The following is a 20,110-nucleotide window of genomic DNA, read 5'->3' on the forward strand; positions in this document are numbered from 1 at the left end:
TGTCCTCCCTTGCCGCCGCTGTCTGAGCTGCCGCGCGTCCCGCGCGCCCGGGCCGCCGCTCAGTCGGTGAACCCGTGGTGGGTGATCTCCAGGACCTCGGTGGCGACCGCCGGGTTCGCCGGGTCGAGCGAGGGGCCCTGCCAGCTGACCGGCATCACGTCGATCAGGCCCCAGCGGGCGACCTCGGAGCCGTCCGCGCGCAGGGCGGCGATCTGCGCGGTGGGCCGGGTGAGACCGGTGGTGACCGAGGAGATCCACTTGGCGACCTTGGTGGTGTCCGGGGTCAGCGGCCGGGTCAGCCGGATCGTGGAGAAGGTCACCCGGGACGGCAACTGCCAGACGAAGCCGTTGTTCCCGCCCTCCTGCCAGTGCTCGACCTCCACCGTGGACGACAGCCCCTCGCACCCGTTGAAGTACCCGAGGCTCTCGCCGTCGATGGTCAGGGTGAAGAAAATCGTGGATCCCGGGTCGCGGTCGCGGGACATCGGGGGCCTTTCTCGGTGGGGCTGGGGTGGGCTGGGTGGAGTGCTCGGTGAGCCGGTCGGTGCGGTCGGTCGGTCGGTGCGGTCGGTCGGTGCGGGTCGGTCGGTGCGGGTCGGTCCGCTCTGGTGCGGCGGGCCCCGGGCGGGTCAGCGGCGGGGGTCGCGGAGGCGGCCTACGCGTTCGCGGTCCTGGCGGAGTTCGGTACGCAGCAGCCGGGTGATCCGCCCGGTCAACCGGTGGGTCAGCTCGTCGAGTTGGAAGTCGGTGAGGGCCCGGGGGTCGAAGCCGCCGTCGGGGACGGCGGTGTAGGAGGGGGGATCGCCGCCGTCTCCTCCGCCACCGCCGTCGCCTCCGCTTCCGCCCTCGGCGTCGCGGGTGCGGGTGGTCTGGGCGGGGGTGTGGCTCGCTTGTTCGTGGGGGGCCGGGGCCCGGGTCTGCTCTGGTGCGGTGGTCTGCGATTCGGGGGTGCGCTGGACCACGGAGGGGGCGGGGGTGGGTGTGGGTGTGGCTGTGGCTGTGAGCAGTGATGCGGGAGTCGCCTGGGTGCTGCCTGTGGGTGAGTCCACCGGAGTGAGGGGGCGGGCCACGGGGAGGGGGCTGACGCCCGGGGTGGTACGGCGCAACGGGACAGCAGGGGCGGCGCGTTGGGCACTCGGACGCAGGGCTCGCTGGATGACCGGGGGTGTCGCCAGGGCCGTGGCGGGCAGGGGCGGGGCGGTCGGGGGCCGGGTGCCGAGCGGGGCATCGACCGTGGGGAAGGCGGGCGGCGCGAGGACGGCGGGGTTGGCGTCGGATGCCTCAACGGGCCGTACGCCAGGGGGTGTTGGCGTGGTGCCGGAGGCGGGCGGGGCTGTCCTGGCGGGCGGCTCGGACTCAGGGGCTGGGCGGGGGCCGGTGGCGGAGGTGCCCTGGCCGGGGAGGGCGGCGCGCTGGACGGCTGGGTTCGGTGCGGCCGGGGTCGGTTGAGTCGGGCTCGGCGGGATCGGGGTCGGTGGGATCGGGGTCGGTGCGGCCGAGGTCGGTGGTGTCGACTTCCGTGGTGCCGGGGCCGGTGCGGAGGAGGGGGGTGCCGCCGGGCTCGCGAGGGCGGACGCCGGGGTGGAGCTGGTGCCCCCCGGGGTGGCGCCGGTGTCCAGCGGGCGGGTCAGGGGGCGGACGGTGCCGGGTGCGGCGGGCTGCGGGGCGGGGGCGCCGAGACCGAGGCGCCGGGGGGCGGTCGGGGCGGCGGCGCGCTGCACGGAGCGCTGCACGGCGGGGACCGAGGTGCGGTCGCCGGATGCGGCCGTACGTGAAGTCCCGTGAACCGGGGCCGAGTTGGGTGCTGCCAGGGCCGAGTTGGGTGCTGCCGGGGCAGGGGTGGCTGCTCGTGCCCGCTGCACGGAGGGCGCGGTGGCCGGGGAGGGCGGGGCGGAGGGTGCCGCCGCTGCGGCCGGTCCGGCGGTGGGCGTAGCACGGTCCGGGCCCGGGGAGTTGGCGGAATGCGGCTGCGGGTTCTCGGCGGGCTGGGGAGCCGGAGCCTGCGCGGATCGCGGAGTCGGGGTGGCGGAGGACGCATCCGGGGTGGCCTCGGTGGCCTCCGAGGTGGCGGAGGACGCGCCTGGGGTGCCGCCCGGCGGCTGCGTACGGGACGTGGTGCGGGGCCCGGACGGTGCCGGGGAGGCCTTGCCCGGCGTGGACGGTGCCGGGGAGGCGTTGCGGGGCGTGGACGGTGCCGGGGACGCGGGCTTCGAGGTGACCGGCGGGGCGGTGGCGCGCTGGACAGCGGCGCCGGAGGCCGAGGCACCGGGGGCCGAGGAGAGCCCGGGCCCACCTGTCCCGGAGCGCGGGGCACCCAGGCCCGGCGTACGCGGGGTGGCGGAGAGGGCGGAGGGGGTCGAGGACGACGGGGCGGGGCGGCCTCCGGATGGGGGCACGCCTCGGCCGGGGGCGGGAGGGTTCGCCGTGGCTGAACTGGGGCGTGTGGCGGCGGAGTTGAGGTCCGAGGGGGAGGCCGCCGGGGGCGCGGGTGAGGGCGAGGTGTCGGCGGCCGAGGAACTGCCGGCGGCCGGGGAGGCACCGCGTGCGCTCGGGGCGGAGGCGGACGCGCCGGGAGCGGGGTCACTGCTGCCCCGGTCGGAGTCCGATGCGCCGGTTGCCGGGCCGGAAGGGGACCTCTGGACCGATGCGGCTGCCGACGGCGCTGCCGGGGCGGCCGAGGGGCCCGGCGTACCGCTGGAGCCGCCGGGCGCCGAGGCAGCCGGAGCCGTAGGACCGAGGGTCGCGGAGGCGGCATCGCTTGCCGCCCCGCCTCGGGAGCCGGACGCCGAAGAAGGCTTCTCCGTCACGGAGTTGCCCGAGGGGTCCTTCAACCGCCGTTGTACGGGCGGAGTCCCGCTCTGCGCTGAGGGCACCCAGGGGTTCTGCCCTGAAGGCACCCGGGGAGTGCCGGTCTGCCGCGACTGCGGCGGGGCATCGGCCGAACTGCGGTGCTGCTGGCTGCTGTTGGCGGCTGCTCGCTGCACAGATGTCGGCGTCCCGCTGGCCCCCGCCGGGGAACTCTCCGACGATGCGTCACCGGAGGAAGAGCCAGTCCCCGGAGCAATTCCCTTCACTGGCGCAGCCGTTGGCGGGGCAGTGGGCGATGCAGTGGACGGACCGCTTGAGGACGGCTCCTTCGACTCAGGGCTCTGCCCCTTGTCCACACCTGTGGACGCGGACGCGGCACCCGACGCCGGAGCACTCGGCGCCCCGGCACGCCCCGGCGCCCCACCGGCCCCCACGCTCTCCGCCGCCCCGCTTCCCCCACCGGAAGTAGAGCCGCTGCGACCGGAGTTGCCCGGTGACGACAGCCGGGTCGGCAGGGTGCGCCGCTGCACTGGCGCGGCGGCGGACCTGGTCAGCGCGGGGGCGGCCGGACGTGGTGCCGGAGCCGGAGCCACCCGGATCCCGGGCCGCGGAACCGGAGGGACCGGCGCCCCGCCCGCTGCCGAACTCCCGCCTGCCGACACCGGTTTCACGGCAGCCGGAACCACGGGTGCGACCGCCGAGGACGTACTCCCGGAAGCGGAAGACGAAGCCGGGGCAGCGGCAGCGGCAGCGGCAGCCGAGGGGGACGCGGACGGCGCCATCGGACCCGCTGCCGAAGACGAGGCGGGCAGCGCCGAACCAGGCGCCTCGGACACTCCCGCTGCGGAACCCCCCGGCCCGGCGGGCGCACCGGCACCCTGGTCCAGTACCGCCGGGCGCACCGTGGGCCGCACCGCGCGCTGCACCGCGGGCCCTGACGCCGTGAACCCTGACGACGCCAGGGAACCCGGCAGCCCGGACGCAGGCAGCGCGGACGACGGCCCCGGCCCCACCGGAGGCCTCAACTGCCCTACGGCAGACAGCTGTTGAGGACGTACACCCGGCCCACCCGGGACCACGGCACCCGGCGCGGGCACAGGCGCGGAGGCGGAGGCGGAGGCGGACGGAGAGGCCGCGGCAGAGGGAGAAGCCGACGCAGGCTGAGACGCGGGCGGGGCCGACGACCGCAGCCCGCCCATCCGCTCCAGCCCCGAAGTCCCGCTGCCCAGCGAGGCGTTGCCGCCCGCCGCGCCGCTGAAGCTCGGGTCCTGCCAGGTGGCGAGGCGGCCGCCGAAGCTAGAGTCCGCGACGCCGGGTGCCTGTCGCGCGGCACGCTGAAGCGGGGGCAGCGCGGACCACGAGGCGGCGGCGACAGCGGGCCCCACACCTCCGGCGGGCACACCTTCACCCGTGCCCGTACCCGAGCCGGAACCCGTGCTCGGCCCCGTACCCGTACCCGGACCGGCACTCGTACCCGAGCCGGTACCGGCACCCGTACCCGAGGCCGTTCCAGCCCCTCCCCGCCCCCTCTGCTCCCGACTCCCCCCACGCAGCCGGTCCAGGAACCCCACGGCTCAACCCTCCGTACTGCTGCGGTTGTTCAAGCGGGCGATCTGGTCGGTGAAGCGGCGGCGGTCGTGGTGTTCGAGGTCGAGGATGTCGTCCAGGGGCCAGTGGAAGTGGTAGGCGACGTACGCGATCTCCTCGTGCAGCCGGTCGCTCGCGTACGTCACGATTCCCCCAGGCGGCTCCCGCCGAGTTCCACCTCGAAGGGCTCGGCGCAGTGCGGGCACCGGACCGCGGCGCGGGTGTGGCCCTCGGCGTTGACCTGGCGGTAGAAGTCCTGGAGGAAGGCCAGGTCGGAGGCGAACATGTTCTCCACCACGCCGTCGTGCATCATCGGCAGCGTGCCGAGCCGGGTGATGACCCGGCCGAGCAGCACCACCGAGAGGTACGCCGGGTTCTCCTGGACGCGGATGTCCCGCAGCGGCACCAGTTCGTCCCGGGCGGTGGCCAGGCGCATCACGCCGTCCCGGTGGACGGTGCCCGCCTCGTCGACGTAGCCGCGCGGCAGCTCGAAGGGGAACTCCGTCTGCAGGCGCTGCGGTTCGGGCGCCGGCGCGAGGGCCGGAGCGCTCTCCGGCTCGGGCTCCGGCGCCGGGGCGGCGGGCGGCGCGAGGGGCCCGCCCGCCGCCCGGACAGCGGTACGCCGCATTACTCGATGACCAGTTCTTCGAAGGTGATGGTGACCGTCTCGGTCAGCGCCGAGGCCTCACCGGCCTTCACCGTGCTGGTGTCGATCTTGCTGCACCAGGCGTTGCGCATGTTGTACCGCTTGACCGGATTGTTCTGGTAGTCCATCACCATGATCGTGGCGTTCTTGCGCGCGGTGCTCATCATGCCGTTGACGGACTCGGTGATCCACTGGTTGAAGGCCGCCGACTGCGTCATGCCGCGGACCACGGTGCAGGTGCCCGCCTTCTTCACGCCGGGCAGCTTCTTGGTGACCGGCTTGCCCTGCGCCGAGACCTGCTGGTACTCGATGACGTCCTGTTCCAGGCTGAGGCCGCTGACCTCGGCGAGGTACTCGACCATGACACCGTCGATCTGGAGGCCGAAATTATGTGAGGTGAGGGCGTCACCCGGCTGGAGACTCATCTGTGCTTCCTCGTTGTGAAGGGCTTAGGGGGCGGGCGGGGCGGGAGGCGGGACTACTCCTCCAACTCCCCGTTGCCGCTGGAGAACTGGGCCAGCCGGAAGATCACGAACTCGGCGGGCTTGACCGGGGCGATGCCGATCTCGCAGACCACCCGACCGACGTCCACGGACTCCTGGGGGTTGGTCTCCTCGTCGCACTTGACGTAGTACGCCTCCTCCGGCCGGGCGCCGAAGAGGGCGCCCGCGCGCCACTCGTTGACCAGGAAGGCCGAGACATTGCGCCGGATCCGCGCCCACAGCGCGTGGTCGTTCGGCTCGAAGACCACCCACTGGGTGCCGATCAGGATCGACTCCTCCAGGTAGTTGAAGTACCGGCGGACGTTCAGATAGCGCCAGGCCGGGTCCGAGGACATGGTGCGGGCGCCCCAGACGCGGACCCCGCGGCCCGGGAAGGCGCGGATGCAGTTCACGCCGACCGGGTTCAGGAGGTCCTGCTCGCCGCGGGTGATCTGGATCTCCAGGTCCACCGCGCCGCGTACGACCTCGTTGGCGGGGGCCTTGTGGACGCCGCGCTCGAAGTCGTTGCGGGCCCAGATGCCGGCCACATGGCCGCTCGGCGGGATCAGGCGGGCCTTGCCGAGGGACGGGTCGAAGGTCTTGATCCAGGGGTAGTACAGCGCCGCGTACTTGGAGTCGTACCCGGCGGTCTCCTGCCGCCAGACCCGGATCTGCTGGGCGTTGAGGCCCGGCGGCGGGTCGATGACGGCGACCCGGTCGCCCATCAGCTCGCAGTGCGCGATCAGCCCGAGCTGGACCGCCTTGACGGCCTCCAGGTCGATCGCGCCGCGCTGGTAGGCGGCCATCAGGTCGGGCACCGCGACCATCGAGACCTCGTCCACGGCCTCCAGACCGCCGAAGCCGGTACGGTCCGCGCTGTCACCGAGGTACTCGGCAGGACCGGCCGCCGTGCTCTCGGCCGCGGCGGGCTCGGGGGCGGCGGAGGCGGGCGGCGGCGCGGGCAGCGTCACCGTCTGGTTCTCCGGGCGGGCCAGCTGCGCGGCGGGCGCGGCCTCGGCGACCGTGATCAGCCGGGAGCGCTCCTTGACCTGGGTGACGACGTAGGAGCGGTTGCCCTTCTTGGCGGAGACGTCGAAGGTCTCGACCGCCTTGTCGCCGTCCTTGACGACGAGCTTGAAGCGCTCGGCGGGGCCCTCGCCCTCGGGGTCGGCGACCTCGACGGTGAGCGGGCCCTTCTGGCCGGTGCCGGTCGCCGTCACCGAGAAGGTGCCGAGCGCGCGGGGCTCCCCGGCGGGCAGCTCGGCCGGGCGCGGGGCGCCGGACACCGCGGCGGGGGCGGCCTCACCGGCGGCGCCCGCGGCGCTGCCGCCGACCCGGACCACGTACGCGGCGGTGCCGCCGTTGTTGAAGAAGCCGTAGACGGAGTGGGCCAGGTAGTAGCCGTCCGTGAAGTCACCGAAGGCGGCGACGTACTGGGTCCAATTGGTCACCAGCGTCGGCTCGTTCAGGGGTCCGGCCGGGGCGAGACCGACGAAGGCCGCGACCGAGGTGCCCACCCCCTCGATGGGGCGGGAGCCGCTGGCCACCTCCTCGACGTAGACGCCGGGCGACAGATAGGACGGCATGCTCTGCTCTCCTCGGGGTACGCGTCAGGACTGCTGCCCACGGTCGCGCGCGCGGCCGGTGGGGGAAACGTCCTCCGGTGCCCTCTCGGGGGCAGTGCCCCTGCCCGGAAGGGCAGATTCCCTTCGCTGCCCCCGGAGTTGCCCGCGAGGACCTTCCGCGGCGGCGCCCCCGCCCGGCACGGTGGCTGATCGACATGGACCGCCGTCGTGGAGGAGGAAGGCCCGTGCGCGCGCAGGACCAGGACAAGGACCGGGGCGGGCGGCCTGGGGCGGTACGCGCCCCCGCCCGCCCGCCGCTCGCCTCCCCCGCCGCGGGCCTGCTCGCGCTGCAGCGCGCCGCGGGCAACGCCGCCCTCTCGCGCGCCCTCGACGAGGAGCGGCACGAGCACGGCGCGGGCTGCGGGCACCAGGCGGTGCAGCGCGCGGCGGCCGAGGGGCACCGGCACGGCCCCGGCTGCGGGCACGAGGGCTCCCGGCAGCAGGGCGTCCAGCGGCGGATGGCGCCCAGCGGGATCGAGCGGGCCGCGGAGGAGCGGCGGGACGCGCTGGCCGAGGCGACCGGCAAGGGCGGCAGTTCCCTCGCCCCGCACCTCCTCGACAAGGCCCAGCAGGCGTACCGGATGCCGATGGACCATGTGGTGGTGCACAACGACGCGGTGGCCCAGCGCGCCGCCGCCGACTTCGAGGCCCGCGCGCTGACCGTGGGCAACCACATCGTGCTCGGCGCGGACAAGGTCGACGACGAGACCATGTTCCACGAACTCGACCACGTACGGCAGCAGTCGCAGGGCGAGGTCGCGGGCCGCAACGACGGCTCGGGCGTGAAGGTCTCCCACGAGGGCGACGACTTCGAGCGCCAGTCCGCCGCCAACGGCCGCCGGGTGGCGCAGGGCGCGGCGCCCGACCTCTCGATGCCGGGGGCCCCGGCGGTGCAGCGCGCCGCGGAGCCGGACCGCACCGAGGGCCGGGAGTCGGTGCAGCGGATGCCCACCAGCGGCGGCCGGGTCACCAAGAAGAAGGGCAAGGCGAAGGACGGCGCCTCGGTCGCCGCGGCCATCGTCTCGGCGCTGGTGGACAACCACGGCTGGGAGGAGCACGGCGGCGCCCGGGACAAGACCGTCCACCTGCCGGTGAAGTCCGCGAACCCGCCCGCGCACGCCACGAGCGAGGGTCTCAAGGAGACCAAGATGGGCGGGATGTACCACGGTTCGGGCGGCATCAGCGACAAGCGGTCCTTCAAGCCGGTGCCCGTGGAGCAGGCCCTGCGCTGGATCTCCACCGCCGCCTTCAACTACCTCAACGACCTGGGCAAGCAGCCGGAGGAGGTGCAGGCCGGCGTCGCGGGCGTCGACTCCGCACCGGTCGCGCCGAACACCGCGACCCTGAAGAAGTACGAGCTGTACATCTCCTCCAACAAGGACACCGCCAACAAGGCCCTCGCCGACCTGCGCGGCACCAAGAACACCGCCCGCGCCTTCCTCACCGACCTGCTCGCGAAGAACGCCGTCACCGAGAGCAGTCCGAACACCCAGCGGATGCCGTTCGAGAAGCGGCACGCCAGCAAGCTCGCGAGCCGCCTGCTCGGCTCCGCGGAGGGCGCCGAGCGCTTCGGCGAGCTGCTCCAGGCGCTCGCCGGACCCGTGAACATCCCCGAGGGGCGCGCCGCCACCGGCGAGGACGGGCTGCACGCCGAGCGCCGCATCATGGCGAGCGCGCCCGAGGGCAGCATCCCGGCGAACCGCGTCGCGGGCGTGAAGCGGCCCTGCATGGTCTGCTACATGGAGCTGTTCGTGGGCGACGACTCCAAGCGCCCGGGCCCCTTCTGGCCGAGCAAGTCCTCCAACATCGGCATCGACGACTACACGGTGGCGGGCGCCCCGGCGCTCGCGGCCCGGATCGACGCGGCGGCACGGGCGGCCGGCGGCACCCACGTCACCCTCCGGGTCGACTGCGGCGGCAAGGAGCGCGTGGACACCGGCCACGGCTCCGAGTCCGACTCCCCCGCCTCCGACAACGCGGGCGGCCGCGACAGCAGCCCGGAGGCGATGGACACCGCCGCCTGAGGCGGGCCCGCGCCGGCCCGCACCCCGGGGGCACCTCCCGCTGTCCCCGGGGGCAACCGGGCCTGCCCCGCGGCCTGCTGACCCGCGCCGGGCCCGCCGGTAGCGTCGACGGCGTGAGCCTGTGGACCTCTCTCGAACCCGCCTCCACCACGGTCGATCCCGGTAGCAGTACGCGGGTGAGGCTGCGGGTGCGCAACACCGGTGACGTCGTCGACGAGTACCGCTTCGAACCGGTGGGCCCGGTGGCCCCGTGGACGACCGTGGAGCCGGGCACCCTGCGCCTGTACCCCGGCACCACCGGAACCGTGGAGCTGACCTTCGCCCCGCCGCGCACCCCCGACGCCGAGGCCGGCCCGAACCCGTACGCGGTACGGATCACCCCGACCGAGCACCCCGAGGCGGTCACCGTGCCGGAGGGGAACCTGACGGTCACCCCCTTCACCGAGGTACGCGCCGAGCTGGTGCCCCCGGTCGTCAAGGGGCGCTTCCGCGGGCGCCCGCGCCTGGCGGTGGACAACCTCGGCAACACCAAGGTGACCGCCTCGCTCAGCGGCAGCGACAACGGCGACAAGCTCGCCTACGAGATGCGGCCCGCCCATGTGCAGATCGAGCCCGGGCGGGCGGTGTTCGTCGACACCACGCTGCGGCCCCGGCAGATCATCTGGTTCGGCTCCAAGGAGGAGCAGCACTACAAGCTCGCGCTGCGGCGCTCCGGGGCGCAGCCGGTGGACGTCGACGGCACCTTCGTGCAGCGCGGCTTCCTGCCGCGCTGGCTGATGACCGTGTTCGGCATCTTCCTGACCCTGGCGATCGCCTTCGTGATGATCTGGCTCGCCTACAAGCCGCAGGTGCACAGCCTGGCCAGGGAGAAGCTCCAGGAGACGGGGAGCACGCTGCCCCCACCGCCGCCGACCTCGGCGCCGCCCAGCCCCAGCGCCACTCCCAGCAAGGAGCCGGAGCCGGTCCAGTCCCAGCCGAACGGCGGCGGCGGTGGCGGCGAGGAGAAGAAGAAAAAGCCCCGCGAGCGCACCGCCGCCGACGCGGTGCGCGACGCCGTCGAACTGAAGCCGGGCCGCCATATCTGCTACCGCGCCCTGGTCGCCGACAAGGGCTGGCAGAAGCCGGTGTGCGACGGCGCCGACCCGGTGGAGACCGAGGGCTCCTGGGAGGGCAAGCCGCCCATCAAGGCCCTCAACATCGCCACCTCCGGCACCAAGGGCGTGCACGCCGCGGCCGCCTACGCGCTGGGCGGCTGGAAGGAGCCCTGGGTCACCAAGCCGGACGGGCAGAACCTCTACATCGGCAGCAGCAAGGAGTCGGAGTCCCCGCTCCAGGGCTACACCATCAAGGTCCCCGACGGCTCGGTCTGCCAGGTCGCCCGGATCGAGGTGGACGGCTGGCGCCCGCTGGGGTGCACCAAGCCCGGTGACTGGATGTACGGCGGCGCCGACATGATGAAGGAGGAGACCCGGGGCCGGAAACTGGTGGCCTTCCGGTTCTCGGTCTGACGGCGCGCTTTCCGAACTCCCGTACGGAGAAGGCCCCCGGTCGACGATCAGGTCGGCTGGGGGTCCTTTTCGCGTACGGGCGGGGTCTGGGGCTGGGGTCTGGGGCTGGGGTCTTGTTCCCGGGGCTGTTGCTCAAGTGGCCCGTGTACCGCGTCTGTTGGGGGACGACCGACGACCGACGACCGGTCGTACGGAAGAGGCAGCCCGGGGCCTACCAGCCCGCCTCGCCCGGGACCAGCCGTCCCGCCTTGCGGTACTCGCGGCGGGCGCCCTCCCACAGGTCCGCGTCGCCGAGGAGTTCGCCGCGTCCGGCGGCGAGATAGGCGGCGGTCACCACGGCGCTGCGGATGGAGCCGCCGGACAGCTCGAACTCCCGTGCCTGCGGGGCCGGATCGACGCCCTCGGCACGGGGCACGGCGGAGAGGCTGTAGCGCCACAGGGCGAGCCGCTGCTCCGGGTCCGGGAAGGGGAAGTCGACCACCGAGTCGAGCCGCCGGGTGAAGGCCTCGTCGATATTGGCGCGCAGATTGGTGGTGAGCAGCGCGATGCCGTCGAAGGACTCCAGGCGCTGGAGCAGATAGGCGCTCTCCAGGTTGGCGTACCGGTCGTGCGCGTCCTTGACCTCGGAGCGCTTGCCGAAGACGGCGTCCGCCTCGTCGAAGAGGAGCACCGCGTCGGTACGGTCCGCCTCGCTGAAGACGCGCTCCAGGTTCTTCTCGGTCTCGCCCACGTACTTGTCCACGATGGACGACAACTGCACGACATACAGGTCGAGTCCGAGGTCCGCGGCGACCACCTCCGCGGAGAGCGTCTTGCCGGTGCCGGACTCGCCCGCGAACAGGCCGAGCACCCCCCGGCCCCGGCCGCCGCCCGCGCTGAGGCGCCAGTCGCCGAGCACCCGGTCGCGGTGCCGGGCGCGCAGGGCGAGTTCGCGCAGCTGGGCCAGCGGCTTCTCGGGCAGGACCAGGTCCGGCCAGCCGACCGCGGGCCGGATCCGCCGGGCGTGCTGCTCAAGCCCGGAGGCCGACTGCTGCCGGGCCGCGAGCCGGATGTGCTCGGCGCCGAGCGGGGCGCCCTCGAAGGCGGCCAGCGCCCGGGCGGCCTCGGCGGCCCGGCGCACCCGCTCACCGCCGAGCCGGTACGGGGCGACCGCCGAGGCCAGGTCGAAGCCCTCGGCCGCCGGACCGAGCGCCGCCGCCCAGGAGGCCGCACCCCCGGCCCGCAGCCGGGGCGCCTGGAGCACGAGCGGGTCGTGGGGGGACCAGTGCGGGTCGTACGGGCGCGGATCCGCGAGCAGTACGGTCACATCCCCGGCGGCGCCCAACTGGTGTACCAGGGCCCCGGGTTGCTCCGGCAGCTCGGTGAGGACCACGGCCTGCCCGGTGAGCCGCGCCTCGCGCAGCAGGGCGGGGACCCGCTCCTGGGGGCCGGAGAACCGCAGGGCGCTCAGTCCCGCCGCCCGCAGCGCCGAGGTGAGCGCGGCCACGCCCCCGCCCTCGCGGTGCTCCCGTACGTAGCCGAACAGCGGGCCCTGGCGCAGGCGTTCGGCGAGCCGGGCGACGAACTCCGCGCCGTCCGGGGCGTCTTCGAGGGAGGGCGGTTCGGGCAGCGGGTGCAGATGGCCGCGGAGTTCCGGGTCGGGGGTGTCGTCGCCGAGGAGGTGGCCGAGCAGCCGGTCCGGTACCCGCAAGGAGCGGCTGAGGAAGGGGCGTTCGGGCTCCTCCACCTCCAGCAGGCCGAGCGCCCGCAGCGGCGCCGAGGGGTGGAAGCGGGCCCGCGCCCCGGCCTCGTAGGCGGGCACCCCGAGCAGGTCGAGGGCGAGTCCGATGGTGGCCCGGCGCCTGCTCACATCGTCGTTGAGGTAGCCGTAGAGCGGCTCGAAGGAGCGGTCCAGGTCGGGGGCGAGCGCGACGAGCAGGACCGCGGTGTCCCGCTCGGTCAGGCCGTTGCGGGGGGCGAGGGCGCTCAGCGGGTCGGGGGAACTGCCCTCGGGGGCAGCGGAGTTGCCCTCGGCGGCGGGGTGGTCGCCATCCGGCGGGGCAGTGGGGCGGTCGCTGCTCGGAGGGGCGGCGACGCGGTCGCTGCTCGCAGGGGCGGTGGGGCCCTGCGCCGCCCCGGGCCCGTCCGGCCGGTGCAGCAGATGGTGCACCGCCTCCTCGGAGAGGTAGAGGCCCCGGAGCGGGTCCTCGGCGGTGGGGTCACCGGCCGAGCGGTGGGCGACCAGGGCGGCGACCCGTTCGCGCAGGGCGGCCAGTCCGGTGAGCAGGGGGGTCGGGGCAGCGGGGGCGGTGTCTGCGCGGGCCTCGGTCATGACTTGCTCTGCTCGTCTCGCTCATCCCGCTCGTCTTGCTTGTTCCGCTCGTCCTGCTTGTTCCGCTTGCCTTGCCTGTTCCGCTCGCGGGCGGCCTCGCGGGCGGTGGCGAGCTGGTCCGGGCGGTGCGCGCGTTCGCCGTCCTCCGGCGGGTCGCCGTCCAGTCCGCGTACCCGTACCACCGCGCCCTCGGTGACCGGCGGGCCCGCGTCGTATTCCGGGTAGGCCGGGAAGGGCGCGGTGACCACCAGGTCGAGGGAGGGCTTGAGTTCGCCGCCGAGCGCGGACCAGATCTCCGCGAGCGAGCGGGACTCGGTCTGGATCCCGGCCACCGTCACCGGTACCGAGAGACCCAAGGTGCCCAGTGAGCCCGGGAGTTCGTCCGGCCCGAGCATCTCGCGGGGCAGCAGGGTCGCCAACACGGCGGAGAGCAGCCGGTGTTCGTCCTGCGGGGTCTTGGTCCAGGCCGTCACCAGATACGAGAGGCGGAACCAGCGCGGCGGCTGACGGCGCCGCACCACGACCTCGCGCTCGTCGCGCACCGGCACCTGGCCGCGCTGCCGCCGGGCGACGTCCTCGCGGATGTCGTACAAGTAGGCGTTGACCACAGGGGCGTTGCGCCGGGCCGCCCAGTCCCGGGTGGGTGCCTCGAAGGACACCTCGATGCCCGAGCCGGTCAGCGCACCGCCGCCGAGCAGCCCCTTGAGGACCTCGTCCACCTCGTGGATCACCGTCGTGCTCCTGAATCGCCTTGCTGATACGGCCTGTTGGGATGGACCGGCCCTGTCGGCACGTCCCGTCCGGGTGAATCGCCCTGCCTGCGCGCCCTGTTCGGGTCGATCGCCGAGGCAGGTGGGCCCTGTTCAGGTCGACCGCCGAGCCGGGTGGGCCCTGTCCGGGGAGTCCCGGGCTTGTCCGTCTGCCCGTCCGCCCGTCCGCCCGTCCGCCCGTCTGCCCGTCCGTCTGTCTGTCCGTCCGCCCGGTACCGATCGTGCCGCCTCCGTACGGGCGGGCCGAGGCGCGGCGGGGACGGCGGGCGGGCAGAGCCGCTGCCCCGGGGTCCGCTCGCGGGTGCCCGGAAGGTCAGATGTAGCCTTCACGCAGGGCATATGCGACGGCGTGTGCCCGGTTGCGCAGATGCAGTCGTGTGGTGAGTCCGTGCATGACGTTCTTGACGGTGCGTTCGGAGTAGGACAGTTTGCCCGCGATCTCCCCGGTGTCGAGGCCCTCGGCGATGAGCCGCAGCACATCCACCTCGCGTGGTGCAAGGCCCAGCGAGGGCACGCCCGATCTGCCCGCCGTACCCCGGTGCAGGGTGCCCACCTGGCTGATGAGTCTGCCCAGCAGGTCGGCCGGGAGGTCGCCCTCCCCGCGCGCGGCGGCGAGCACCGCCTGCACGAGCCGGTGCGCGGTGGCCTCCCGCCGCCAGACGATGGCGCCGACCCCGCAGCCGATCACATCGAGGAGTTCGTTCTCCCGCAGGGTCGCGGTGACCAGGACCGCGCGGGTGCCCTCGCCGCGCACCAGCCGCCGCACCCGGGTGAGCGCCTCCTCGTCCAGGACGTCCTCGACGAGGAGGGCGACGGTGCCGGGTCCCGAGTCCTCGCGCATCTCGACCTCGGGCCGGTGGCGTAGCAGGCTCGCGGCGCCTTCACGGGACAGCGGGTCCGGGGCGGCGACCGCCACAGGTATCCGCCGCGCGATGCCGGATTCCGGCGTCCGGGGTGAGCTGAGCAACCGATTCTCCCAGGTGAACGGTGAGATGCCGAAGCCAGGCGACCGGACGGACCGGCCGAACCTGCGCCGGGCTCACCTTTGTTCGCCCGCCCGCCCCGCCGCAATCGTGGACCCCCACGAGGGGCACCACGAGAGCAGCCCCCGGGCCACCACGAGAGACCCGGAAAAGCGGACAGAACACCAGGTCAGACGGGGTGCACCGGAAGCCGCGGATCCGCTTTCGAATTCGTTGCGTTTTTCCGCAGTGACCATCGCCACGGGAACCGCCCAGGTCCCGGACGGAGTACCTCATGACACGCGGTCCGTCTCTCCCTGTCCCGCGGACGGCACGCGCCACCCCCCAGCACCCCAGGAGGCCGCGATGACCGCACCGCTCTGGGAACGCGAGGGCGCCCAGGCGCTGTTGGTGACCGAGGCCGCGCGCGCCCACGCGGGCACCGGCCGCCTGGTGCTGCTGCGGGGAGCCACCGGCACCGGCCGCACCGCCGCCCTGGAGCGCGCCACCGCGCAGGCCGCCGGGCTCGGACTGCGCGTACTGAGCGTGCGCTGCTCCCCCGAGGACCGGGCGGCCCCCTTCTCCTCCGTACGCCATCTCCTGTGCGGCATACCGGAGTTCAGCGACTCCGAACCGCCCGGCACCGGCGAGCGGGACACCGCGGCGCGGCTGTGGCGGACGCTGTACACCTACGCCGGACAGGCCCCGCTGTGCGTGGCGGTGGACGACGTACACCTCGCCGATCCGCTCTCGCACCGCTGGTTCACCGAGGCCGCCCGGCGCGTCGACGCCTTACCCCTCCTCCTGCTGGCCACCGAGCGCAGCCAGTACGACATCGCCCCGCACCCGGCCGGACTCACCCACACCCTGCCGCCGTCCCTGGTGCGCACCCTCACCCTCCACCCCCTCGGCGACACCGCCGCGACCCGGCTCGTACGCGACGAACTCCCGTCCGCCGCACCGCGGTTGATCGCCGACTGCGTAAGGGCGGGCGCGGGCAGCCCCCTTCTCCTCCGCGCCCTCCTGGAGGACCTGCGCGAGGCCCCCGGCACCCGCCTGCCCGAGAGCAGCGCCGCGCTCTACCCCGGCGCCTATCCGGCGGCCGTCTCCTGGTGGCTGGACAGCGCGGGGAAGGAGACCGCCGAGGTGGCCCGGGCGCTCGCGGGCATCGAACTCGCCGCCCTCCCCGACGACTTGGCGGACCCGGCGGACCTCCTCGCCGCGGCGAGCGGAACCGACCGGGCGCGGGTGACCGGCTGGCTCACCGCCATGACCCGGCTCGGCCCGCTGCGCCCCGACGACCGGGGCCGCCCGCGCTGGGCCCACCCCCTGCTGCGCGACGCGGTGCTCGCGGGCTGGCCCGCCGAGCGGCGCCTCGCCGCGGGCCGGGCGGCGGCCGAGGAGATGCTGCGCCGCGGCGACCCGGTGGAGGCGGTGGCCCGGCAACTGCTCGCCGTCACCGCCCTCGGCGAGCCCTGGGCGCTGCGGACCCTGCGGGACGCGGCCGCCGTCGCGGTACGCGCATCCCGCCCCGCCGACGCCGTCCGCTATCTGCGCCGCGCGCTGGACGAACCCCTCCCGGACGCCCTGCGGCAGCGGCTGCTCACCGAGTTGGGCTCCCTGGAGTACAGCGGCAGCACGGCCCCCGGCGGCATCCCGCGGCTGACCGAGGCGCTGCGGCTGCCCGCCGGGTCCCAGGACCGGGTGCGCACCGCCCTCGCCCTCGGCACCGCCCTCGCCGACCGGGGCGAGGTGCAGCCCGCGGTACGGCTCCTGCACCAGGTCGCGGGCGGCCTGGCCGAACACCCCGAACTGGCCCGCACGGTACGGGCCGCCGTCGCACTCCTCTCCGACCAGGACCAGACGGTCCGCGCCGAGGCCTACCGCGCCCTGAGCGACACCGCCGACCGCTCCCCCACCCTGGTCGGCACCGCGGGGGCGGCCCTGCTCGTCCGGTACGCGGCCACCGCCGGGACCAGTTCGGCCCGCGAAGCGATGGGCCGCATAAGGGAGTTGCTCACCGGCCCCGCCGACCCGCTCGCCGAACCCTTCCTGCTCGGCACCGCCGCCGCGGTCGCCCAGTGGGCCGACGAACTCGACGAGGCCGAAGCCCTGGTGGAACGCGGCCTGGACGGCCAAAGCCCCGGCTATCTCCACCCCATGGCCGCCGCCCTGCGCAACGTACGCCTCGACGTCACCGCCGCCCGGGGCGACTACCAGCGCGTTCTCACCGAACATGCCGCCCGCTCCGGGCCGGGCCGACACGGGTTCGGGTCCGGGTCCGGGTCCGGGTCCGGGTCCGGGTCCGCCAGGCTCGGGGGCGACTCCGACCGGCTCGGGGCAGACTCCACTTGGCGCGGGGCCGACTCCGCTCAGCTGGGGTCCGACCCCGCCCGGCGCGGGCCCGACAACGCCGACGCGCACGCCGTCCTCGCCCTCGTCGCCACCGGCCGACTCGGCCGGGCCCGGCGCCTGGTGGACAGCCGCCTGCTCCGCGAGGCCGCCGAATCCTGGGAGTTGAACCGCTTCCTCTACGCCCGCGGTGTCCTGCGCTTCGCCGAGGGCGACCTCCCCGGCGCCCTGCACGACTTCCTGGAATCCGGCCGTCGGCAGAGCGCCCGCACCGTGCACAGCCCCGTGGTCACCCCCTGGCGCTCGGCCGCCGCCGCCTGCCAACTCGCCCTCGGCAACCGCCCGGAGGCCCTGGCTCTCGCCACCGAGGAACTGCGCCTGGCCCGCGTCTGGGACACCCCTCGTACGGTCGGCCGGGCCCTGCGCGCCCTGGGCCGCGCCACCGGCGGCCCCGAAGGCCTCCAACTCACCACCGAGGCAGTCGAGTTGCTCCGCTCCGCCCCCGACGGCGCCGAACTGGCCGCCGTCCTCCTCGACTTGGGCATCCAACTCCTCGCCACCGGAGACCGCCCCCGCGCCCGCGCAGCCCTCCGCGAATCCGCCGCCCACGCCGAACGCCTCGGTGCCGTCCACCTCCGCACCCAGGCCACCGACGCCCTCCTGGAAACCGGGGCCCGGCGCGTGCCGTCGCCTCATACGGGGGCCGACTCACTGACCGCCGGGGAACGCCGGGTGGCCGACCTCGCCGCCGAGGGCCGCACCAACACCGAGATCGCGGAACTGCTCGGCTTGGCCCGGCGGACCGTGGAGACCCATCTGACCAGCACGTACCGGAAGTTGGGGGTTCGGGGGCGAGGGGAGTTGGGGGTGGGGTTGCGGGACGAGGGCATCCAGACGTGAAAGCCGCTCCCCACGCCCGCGGTGGGCCTGTGGTGTCGCTGAATACGGTGTGCCTGGGCCGGGCACCCGTGGACCGGGCATCCATGGACCGGGCATGCATGGGCAGGGCATCCATGGGCAGGGTGGACTACCGCTGGTGACGGGTGCGCAAAGGGCGACCAGGCCCGAGGGAACAGCGGTCATGTGAACGTGGGGCCGCGGGAGCGGTGCCTGCCCCTGACCTAAGCGTGGAGCCCCACCAGCGCCGCGATCGACCGGCCCCACTCCCCGGCCGGGCCCGGCCAGTCCAGCGGAGTGAAGAAGCCGACGATCAAGAAGAGGCACGCCACGAGCAGGGTTTCCACGAGTCCGATGTCCCAGGCGGACGCTTCCCTGTCCCGGTCCAGCGAAAGTGTGCCCGCCACCAGGATCGAGAATCCCAGTGCGCCGTAGACCAGGAGTCCGGCGACCGCCGCCGAAACCGTGAACGCCACGGCCTGCCAGGCTGTCGGGTCGGCCGCGTATGCGGCCCGAATAGCCGTGACGGTGACCATCGGAACGGCCGCGGGGAGCGCACACAGCACCAGGTGAAGAGTGATACGGCCACTCCGCGGCGGACCCGGCACGGGGGGCTTGGTCCGCTCCGGAGCCTGCGGCGCTTCCTGGGCACCCGCCCGGGGCGCCGTCGTGGAGCGGGAGCCGGAATCCCGCTCAGCGAACTCGGCGGACTCGGCGGACTCGGCGGAAGAGTTCGCGAGGTGTCCGTCCTCCGGGTCAAGAGGCAGAACCGCCTCCCCCACCACGGTGCCGGACCCCGGTCCGAGCTGCTTCACCCTCGCCTGCTCACCCAGGGAGCGCAGCTCTTCGCGTACCGAGGCGAGCTGCGCCTCGGCCTCGTCCATGATGTCGGTCAACTGCGTTCCTTCTACGCGCAGTTGTTCCGTACGGTCTGCGCCGCGAGGTGCCGGCAGATCGTTCTCTTGCGGCGTCACCTCTCGACTTTCCTGCGCTCTCCGCAGCTGGGCCGCCTCCTGCTGGGCCCGCAGCATGAGGGCTTCCGCCTCCTTGCGTCCCTCCTGCGCCTCCCGCAGCATGCGCTGCGCCTGTATGACGCGGAGTTCGGACTCCCGCAGTTGCTCCTGCACTTCGGCGAGTGCTTCGGCGCGGCCTTCCTCCCGGGCACGCTGCGCCTCTTCCGCCAGTTCGGTGCAGCGCTCCCGCCACTCGGCCGCCGTCAGGGTCAGCACCTGGACCAGCGTGTGCAACTGGTCGTCCATCCGGAGGACGGCCAGACCGCTCTCGGTCTCCGAGCCCTCGTCTGCCGAGGAGACGGTCCGCACATGGACATGCGTGATCTGCTGGTCCCTGCCGGACTGGTAGACGTGGCCCCGACCGGAAGCGCGGCCCCAGGTCTCGGCCCTCCTACGGGACTCTCCTTCGGCGTCGCCCGGTGTGGTGGGACTCATCGCTCGGTGATGTGCTGGTCGCCGGCGGCCTGGTAGGAGCGGCCGTTCCCGGACACCCGGGCCTGCATCCGCACGCCGCCGTTGATCGTCCGGCCCGACGAGGCCTCGTTCAGCCTGATCAGCAACCCGTCCAGCTCGACCGCGGCCTGGGGGTGCTCGGCGAGCAGACCCGCCACGCGTTGGCGCCAGTGCGCCTCCAGGTTGAGGGCGGCATCGGCGTCACCGCTCTCCTCCGCCGCGAGCAAGGAGCGCCGCGACGCCTCCAGGGCCTGCTCCACATCGTCGGCGGCCTCCGGGTGGAACCGCCGCCATACGCTCACGACGCCGTCCCTGGCCTGCTGCCACCCCTCGGTCACCAGGAGCGACACGACGGTCGTACCGGCGGAAGCGGCCAGCGTCAGCAAGGTCTGGTCCATGAAAACCCCCCGGAGTCCGGCGGACCGGCCGCGCGATCTCGTCGGCCGGTCAGAAGTGGGAGCCCAACGTTAGCCCAACTTGCCTGTATATGCCGCCGGTTGTCGGCTGACCACGGGAGAGCGGCCCGCCTCGGCCCGGAGGCGTCGTTTCAGAGGAGACGACGGACGACCCGTCGGCCTGCGGCAGATCCCGCTCCGAGCGCGGGTACCCGCGTCGGCCCACTCCTCGGCCTCCCGGCCGGAGCCGGAAAGGTGCCCCGCGTCCGCGCCGAAA

The 20,110-nt window shown here is 74.2% G+C and carries 14 protein-coding genes; 3 read left to right on the top strand and 11 right to left on the bottom strand.

What is annotated here, in order from left to right:
* Positions 1-59: 59 nt before the first annotated feature.
* The 6 genes from MID12_RS09330 to MID12_RS09355 all read right to left on the bottom strand — a co-directional run bounded on the left by MID12_RS09330 (position 60) and on the right by MID12_RS09355 (position 7,109).
* Complete coding sequence (locus MID12_RS09330) at positions 60-485, bottom strand: phage tail protein (RefSeq protein WP_263166071.1); 426 nt, start codon at positions 483-485, stop codon at positions 60-62.
* A gap of 144 nt (positions 486-629) precedes the next feature.
* Positions 630-1,049, bottom strand: a complete 420-nt coding sequence (locus tag MID12_RS09335) for an extensin (RefSeq protein ID WP_263166072.1) — start codon at positions 1,047-1,049, stop codon at positions 630-632.
* A 3,333-nt stretch (positions 1,050-4,382) separates the two neighbouring features.
* Entirely contained in the window at positions 4,383-4,541 is a 159-nt protein-coding gene (locus tag MID12_RS09340; protein WP_163011108.1) for a DUF6760 family protein, read from the bottom strand.
* Complete coding sequence (locus MID12_RS09345) at positions 4,538-5,023, bottom strand: hypothetical protein (RefSeq protein ID WP_263166074.1); 486 nt, start codon at positions 5,021-5,023, stop codon at positions 4,538-4,540. Before MID12_RS09345 ends, MID12_RS09340 begins: the two co-directional genes overlap by 4 nt.
* Complete coding sequence (locus MID12_RS09350) at positions 5,023-5,466, bottom strand: phage tail protein (protein ID WP_040248841.1); 444 nt, start codon at positions 5,464-5,466, stop codon at positions 5,023-5,025. The genes MID12_RS09345 and MID12_RS09350 overlap by 1 nt, the downstream gene beginning before the upstream one ends.
* 53 nt (positions 5,467-5,519) lie before the next feature.
* On the bottom strand, positions 5,520-7,109 hold the full coding sequence (locus MID12_RS09355) for a phage tail sheath subtilisin-like domain-containing protein (RefSeq protein ID WP_040248844.1): 1,590 nt from the start codon (positions 7,107-7,109) through the stop codon (positions 5,520-5,522).
* Positions 7,110-7,333: 224 nt separating this feature from the next.
* Here MID12_RS09355 and MID12_RS09360 point away from each other — a divergent pair, with 224 nt between their 5' ends.
* A complete protein-coding gene (locus MID12_RS09360; protein WP_263166079.1) occupies positions 7,334-9,172 on the top strand; it encodes a DUF4157 domain-containing protein in 1,839 nt (612 codons plus the stop codon).
* A gap of 113 nt (positions 9,173-9,285) precedes the next feature.
* Positions 9,286-10,680 (top strand): hydrolase, encoded by a 1,395-nt coding sequence (locus MID12_RS09365; RefSeq protein WP_040248847.1) that lies wholly within the window; start codon positions 9,286-9,288, stop codon positions 10,678-10,680.
* A gap of 211 nt (positions 10,681-10,891) precedes the next feature.
* Here MID12_RS09365 and MID12_RS09370 read toward each other — a convergent pair whose 3' ends face one another.
* The 3 genes from MID12_RS09370 to MID12_RS09380 all read right to left on the bottom strand — a co-directional run bounded on the left by MID12_RS09370 (position 10,892) and on the right by MID12_RS09380 (position 14,728).
* Positions 10,892-12,991, bottom strand: a complete 2,100-nt coding sequence (locus tag MID12_RS09370; RefSeq protein ID WP_263166082.1) for an ATP-binding protein — start codon at positions 12,989-12,991, stop codon at positions 10,892-10,894.
* A complete protein-coding gene (locus MID12_RS09375; RefSeq protein WP_263166085.1) occupies positions 12,988-13,722 on the bottom strand; it encodes a DUF4255 domain-containing protein in 735 nt (244 codons plus the stop codon). The genes MID12_RS09370 and MID12_RS09375 overlap by 4 nt, the downstream gene beginning before the upstream one ends.
* A gap of 352 nt (positions 13,723-14,074) precedes the next feature.
* On the bottom strand, positions 14,075-14,728 hold the full coding sequence (locus MID12_RS09380; RefSeq protein WP_411576930.1) for a helix-turn-helix transcriptional regulator: 654 nt from the start codon (positions 14,726-14,728) through the stop codon (positions 14,075-14,077).
* Positions 14,729-15,089: 361 nt separating this feature from the next.
* Between MID12_RS09380 and MID12_RS09385 the strand changes: the two genes are divergently transcribed.
* The gene (locus MID12_RS09385) at positions 15,090-17,975 is read left to right on the top strand and encodes a helix-turn-helix transcriptional regulator (protein WP_263166088.1); all 2,886 of its coding nucleotides are present in this window, start codon (positions 15,090-15,092) and stop codon (positions 17,973-17,975) included.
* A 221-nt stretch (positions 17,976-18,196) separates the two neighbouring features.
* On the opposite strand, the gene MID12_RS09390 is transcribed toward MID12_RS09385, so the two are convergent.
* Both MID12_RS09390 and MID12_RS09395 read right to left on the bottom strand, forming a co-directional pair.
* Positions 18,197-19,231 (bottom strand): hypothetical protein, encoded by a 1,035-nt coding sequence (locus MID12_RS09390; RefSeq protein ID WP_263166090.1) that lies wholly within the window; start codon positions 19,229-19,231, stop codon positions 18,197-18,199.
* Positions 19,232-19,416: 185 nt separating this feature from the next.
* Positions 19,417-19,836: a hypothetical protein gene (locus tag MID12_RS09395; RefSeq protein WP_040248861.1), complete on the bottom strand. Its 420-nt coding sequence runs from the start codon at positions 19,834-19,836 to the stop codon at positions 19,417-19,419.
* Positions 19,837-20,110: the final 274 nt, after the last annotated feature.

The organism is Streptomyces sp. SCSIO ZS0520 (genome assembly GCF_025643355.1).
In the GTDB taxonomy this organism is placed as follows: domain Bacteria; phylum Actinomycetota; class Actinomycetes; order Streptomycetales; family Streptomycetaceae; genus Streptomyces; species Streptomyces physcomitrii.

Bases quoted from the DNA above. Each gene is read 5' to 3' on its own strand.
- MID12_RS09390 (WP_263166090.1), bottom strand. From the start codon at position 19,231: ATGGACGACCAGTTGCACACGCTGGTCCAGGTGCTGACCCTGACGGCG.
- MID12_RS09385 (WP_263166088.1), top strand. From the start codon at position 15,090: ATGACCGCACCGCTCTGGGAACGCGAGGGCGCCCAGGCGCTGTTGGTG.
- MID12_RS09395 (WP_040248861.1), bottom strand. From the start codon at position 19,836: ATGGACCAGACCTTGCTGACGCTGGCCGCTTCCGCCGGTACGACCGTC.
- MID12_RS09370 (WP_263166082.1), bottom strand. From the start codon at position 12,991: ATGACCGAGGCCCGCGCAGACACCGCCCCCGCTGCCCCGACCCCCCTG.
- MID12_RS09345 (WP_263166074.1), bottom strand. From the start codon at position 5,023: ATGCGGCGTACCGCTGTCCGGGCGGCGGGCGGGCCCCTCGCGCCGCCC.
- MID12_RS09330 (WP_263166071.1), bottom strand. From the start codon at position 485: ATGTCCCGCGACCGCGACCCGGGATCCACGATTTTCTTCACCCTGACC.
- MID12_RS09355 (WP_040248844.1), bottom strand. From the start codon at position 7,109: ATGCCGTCCTATCTGTCGCCCGGCGTCTACGTCGAGGAGGTGGCCAGC.
- MID12_RS09350 (WP_040248841.1), bottom strand. From the start codon at position 5,466: ATGAGTCTCCAGCCGGGTGACGCCCTCACCTCACATAATTTCGGCCTC.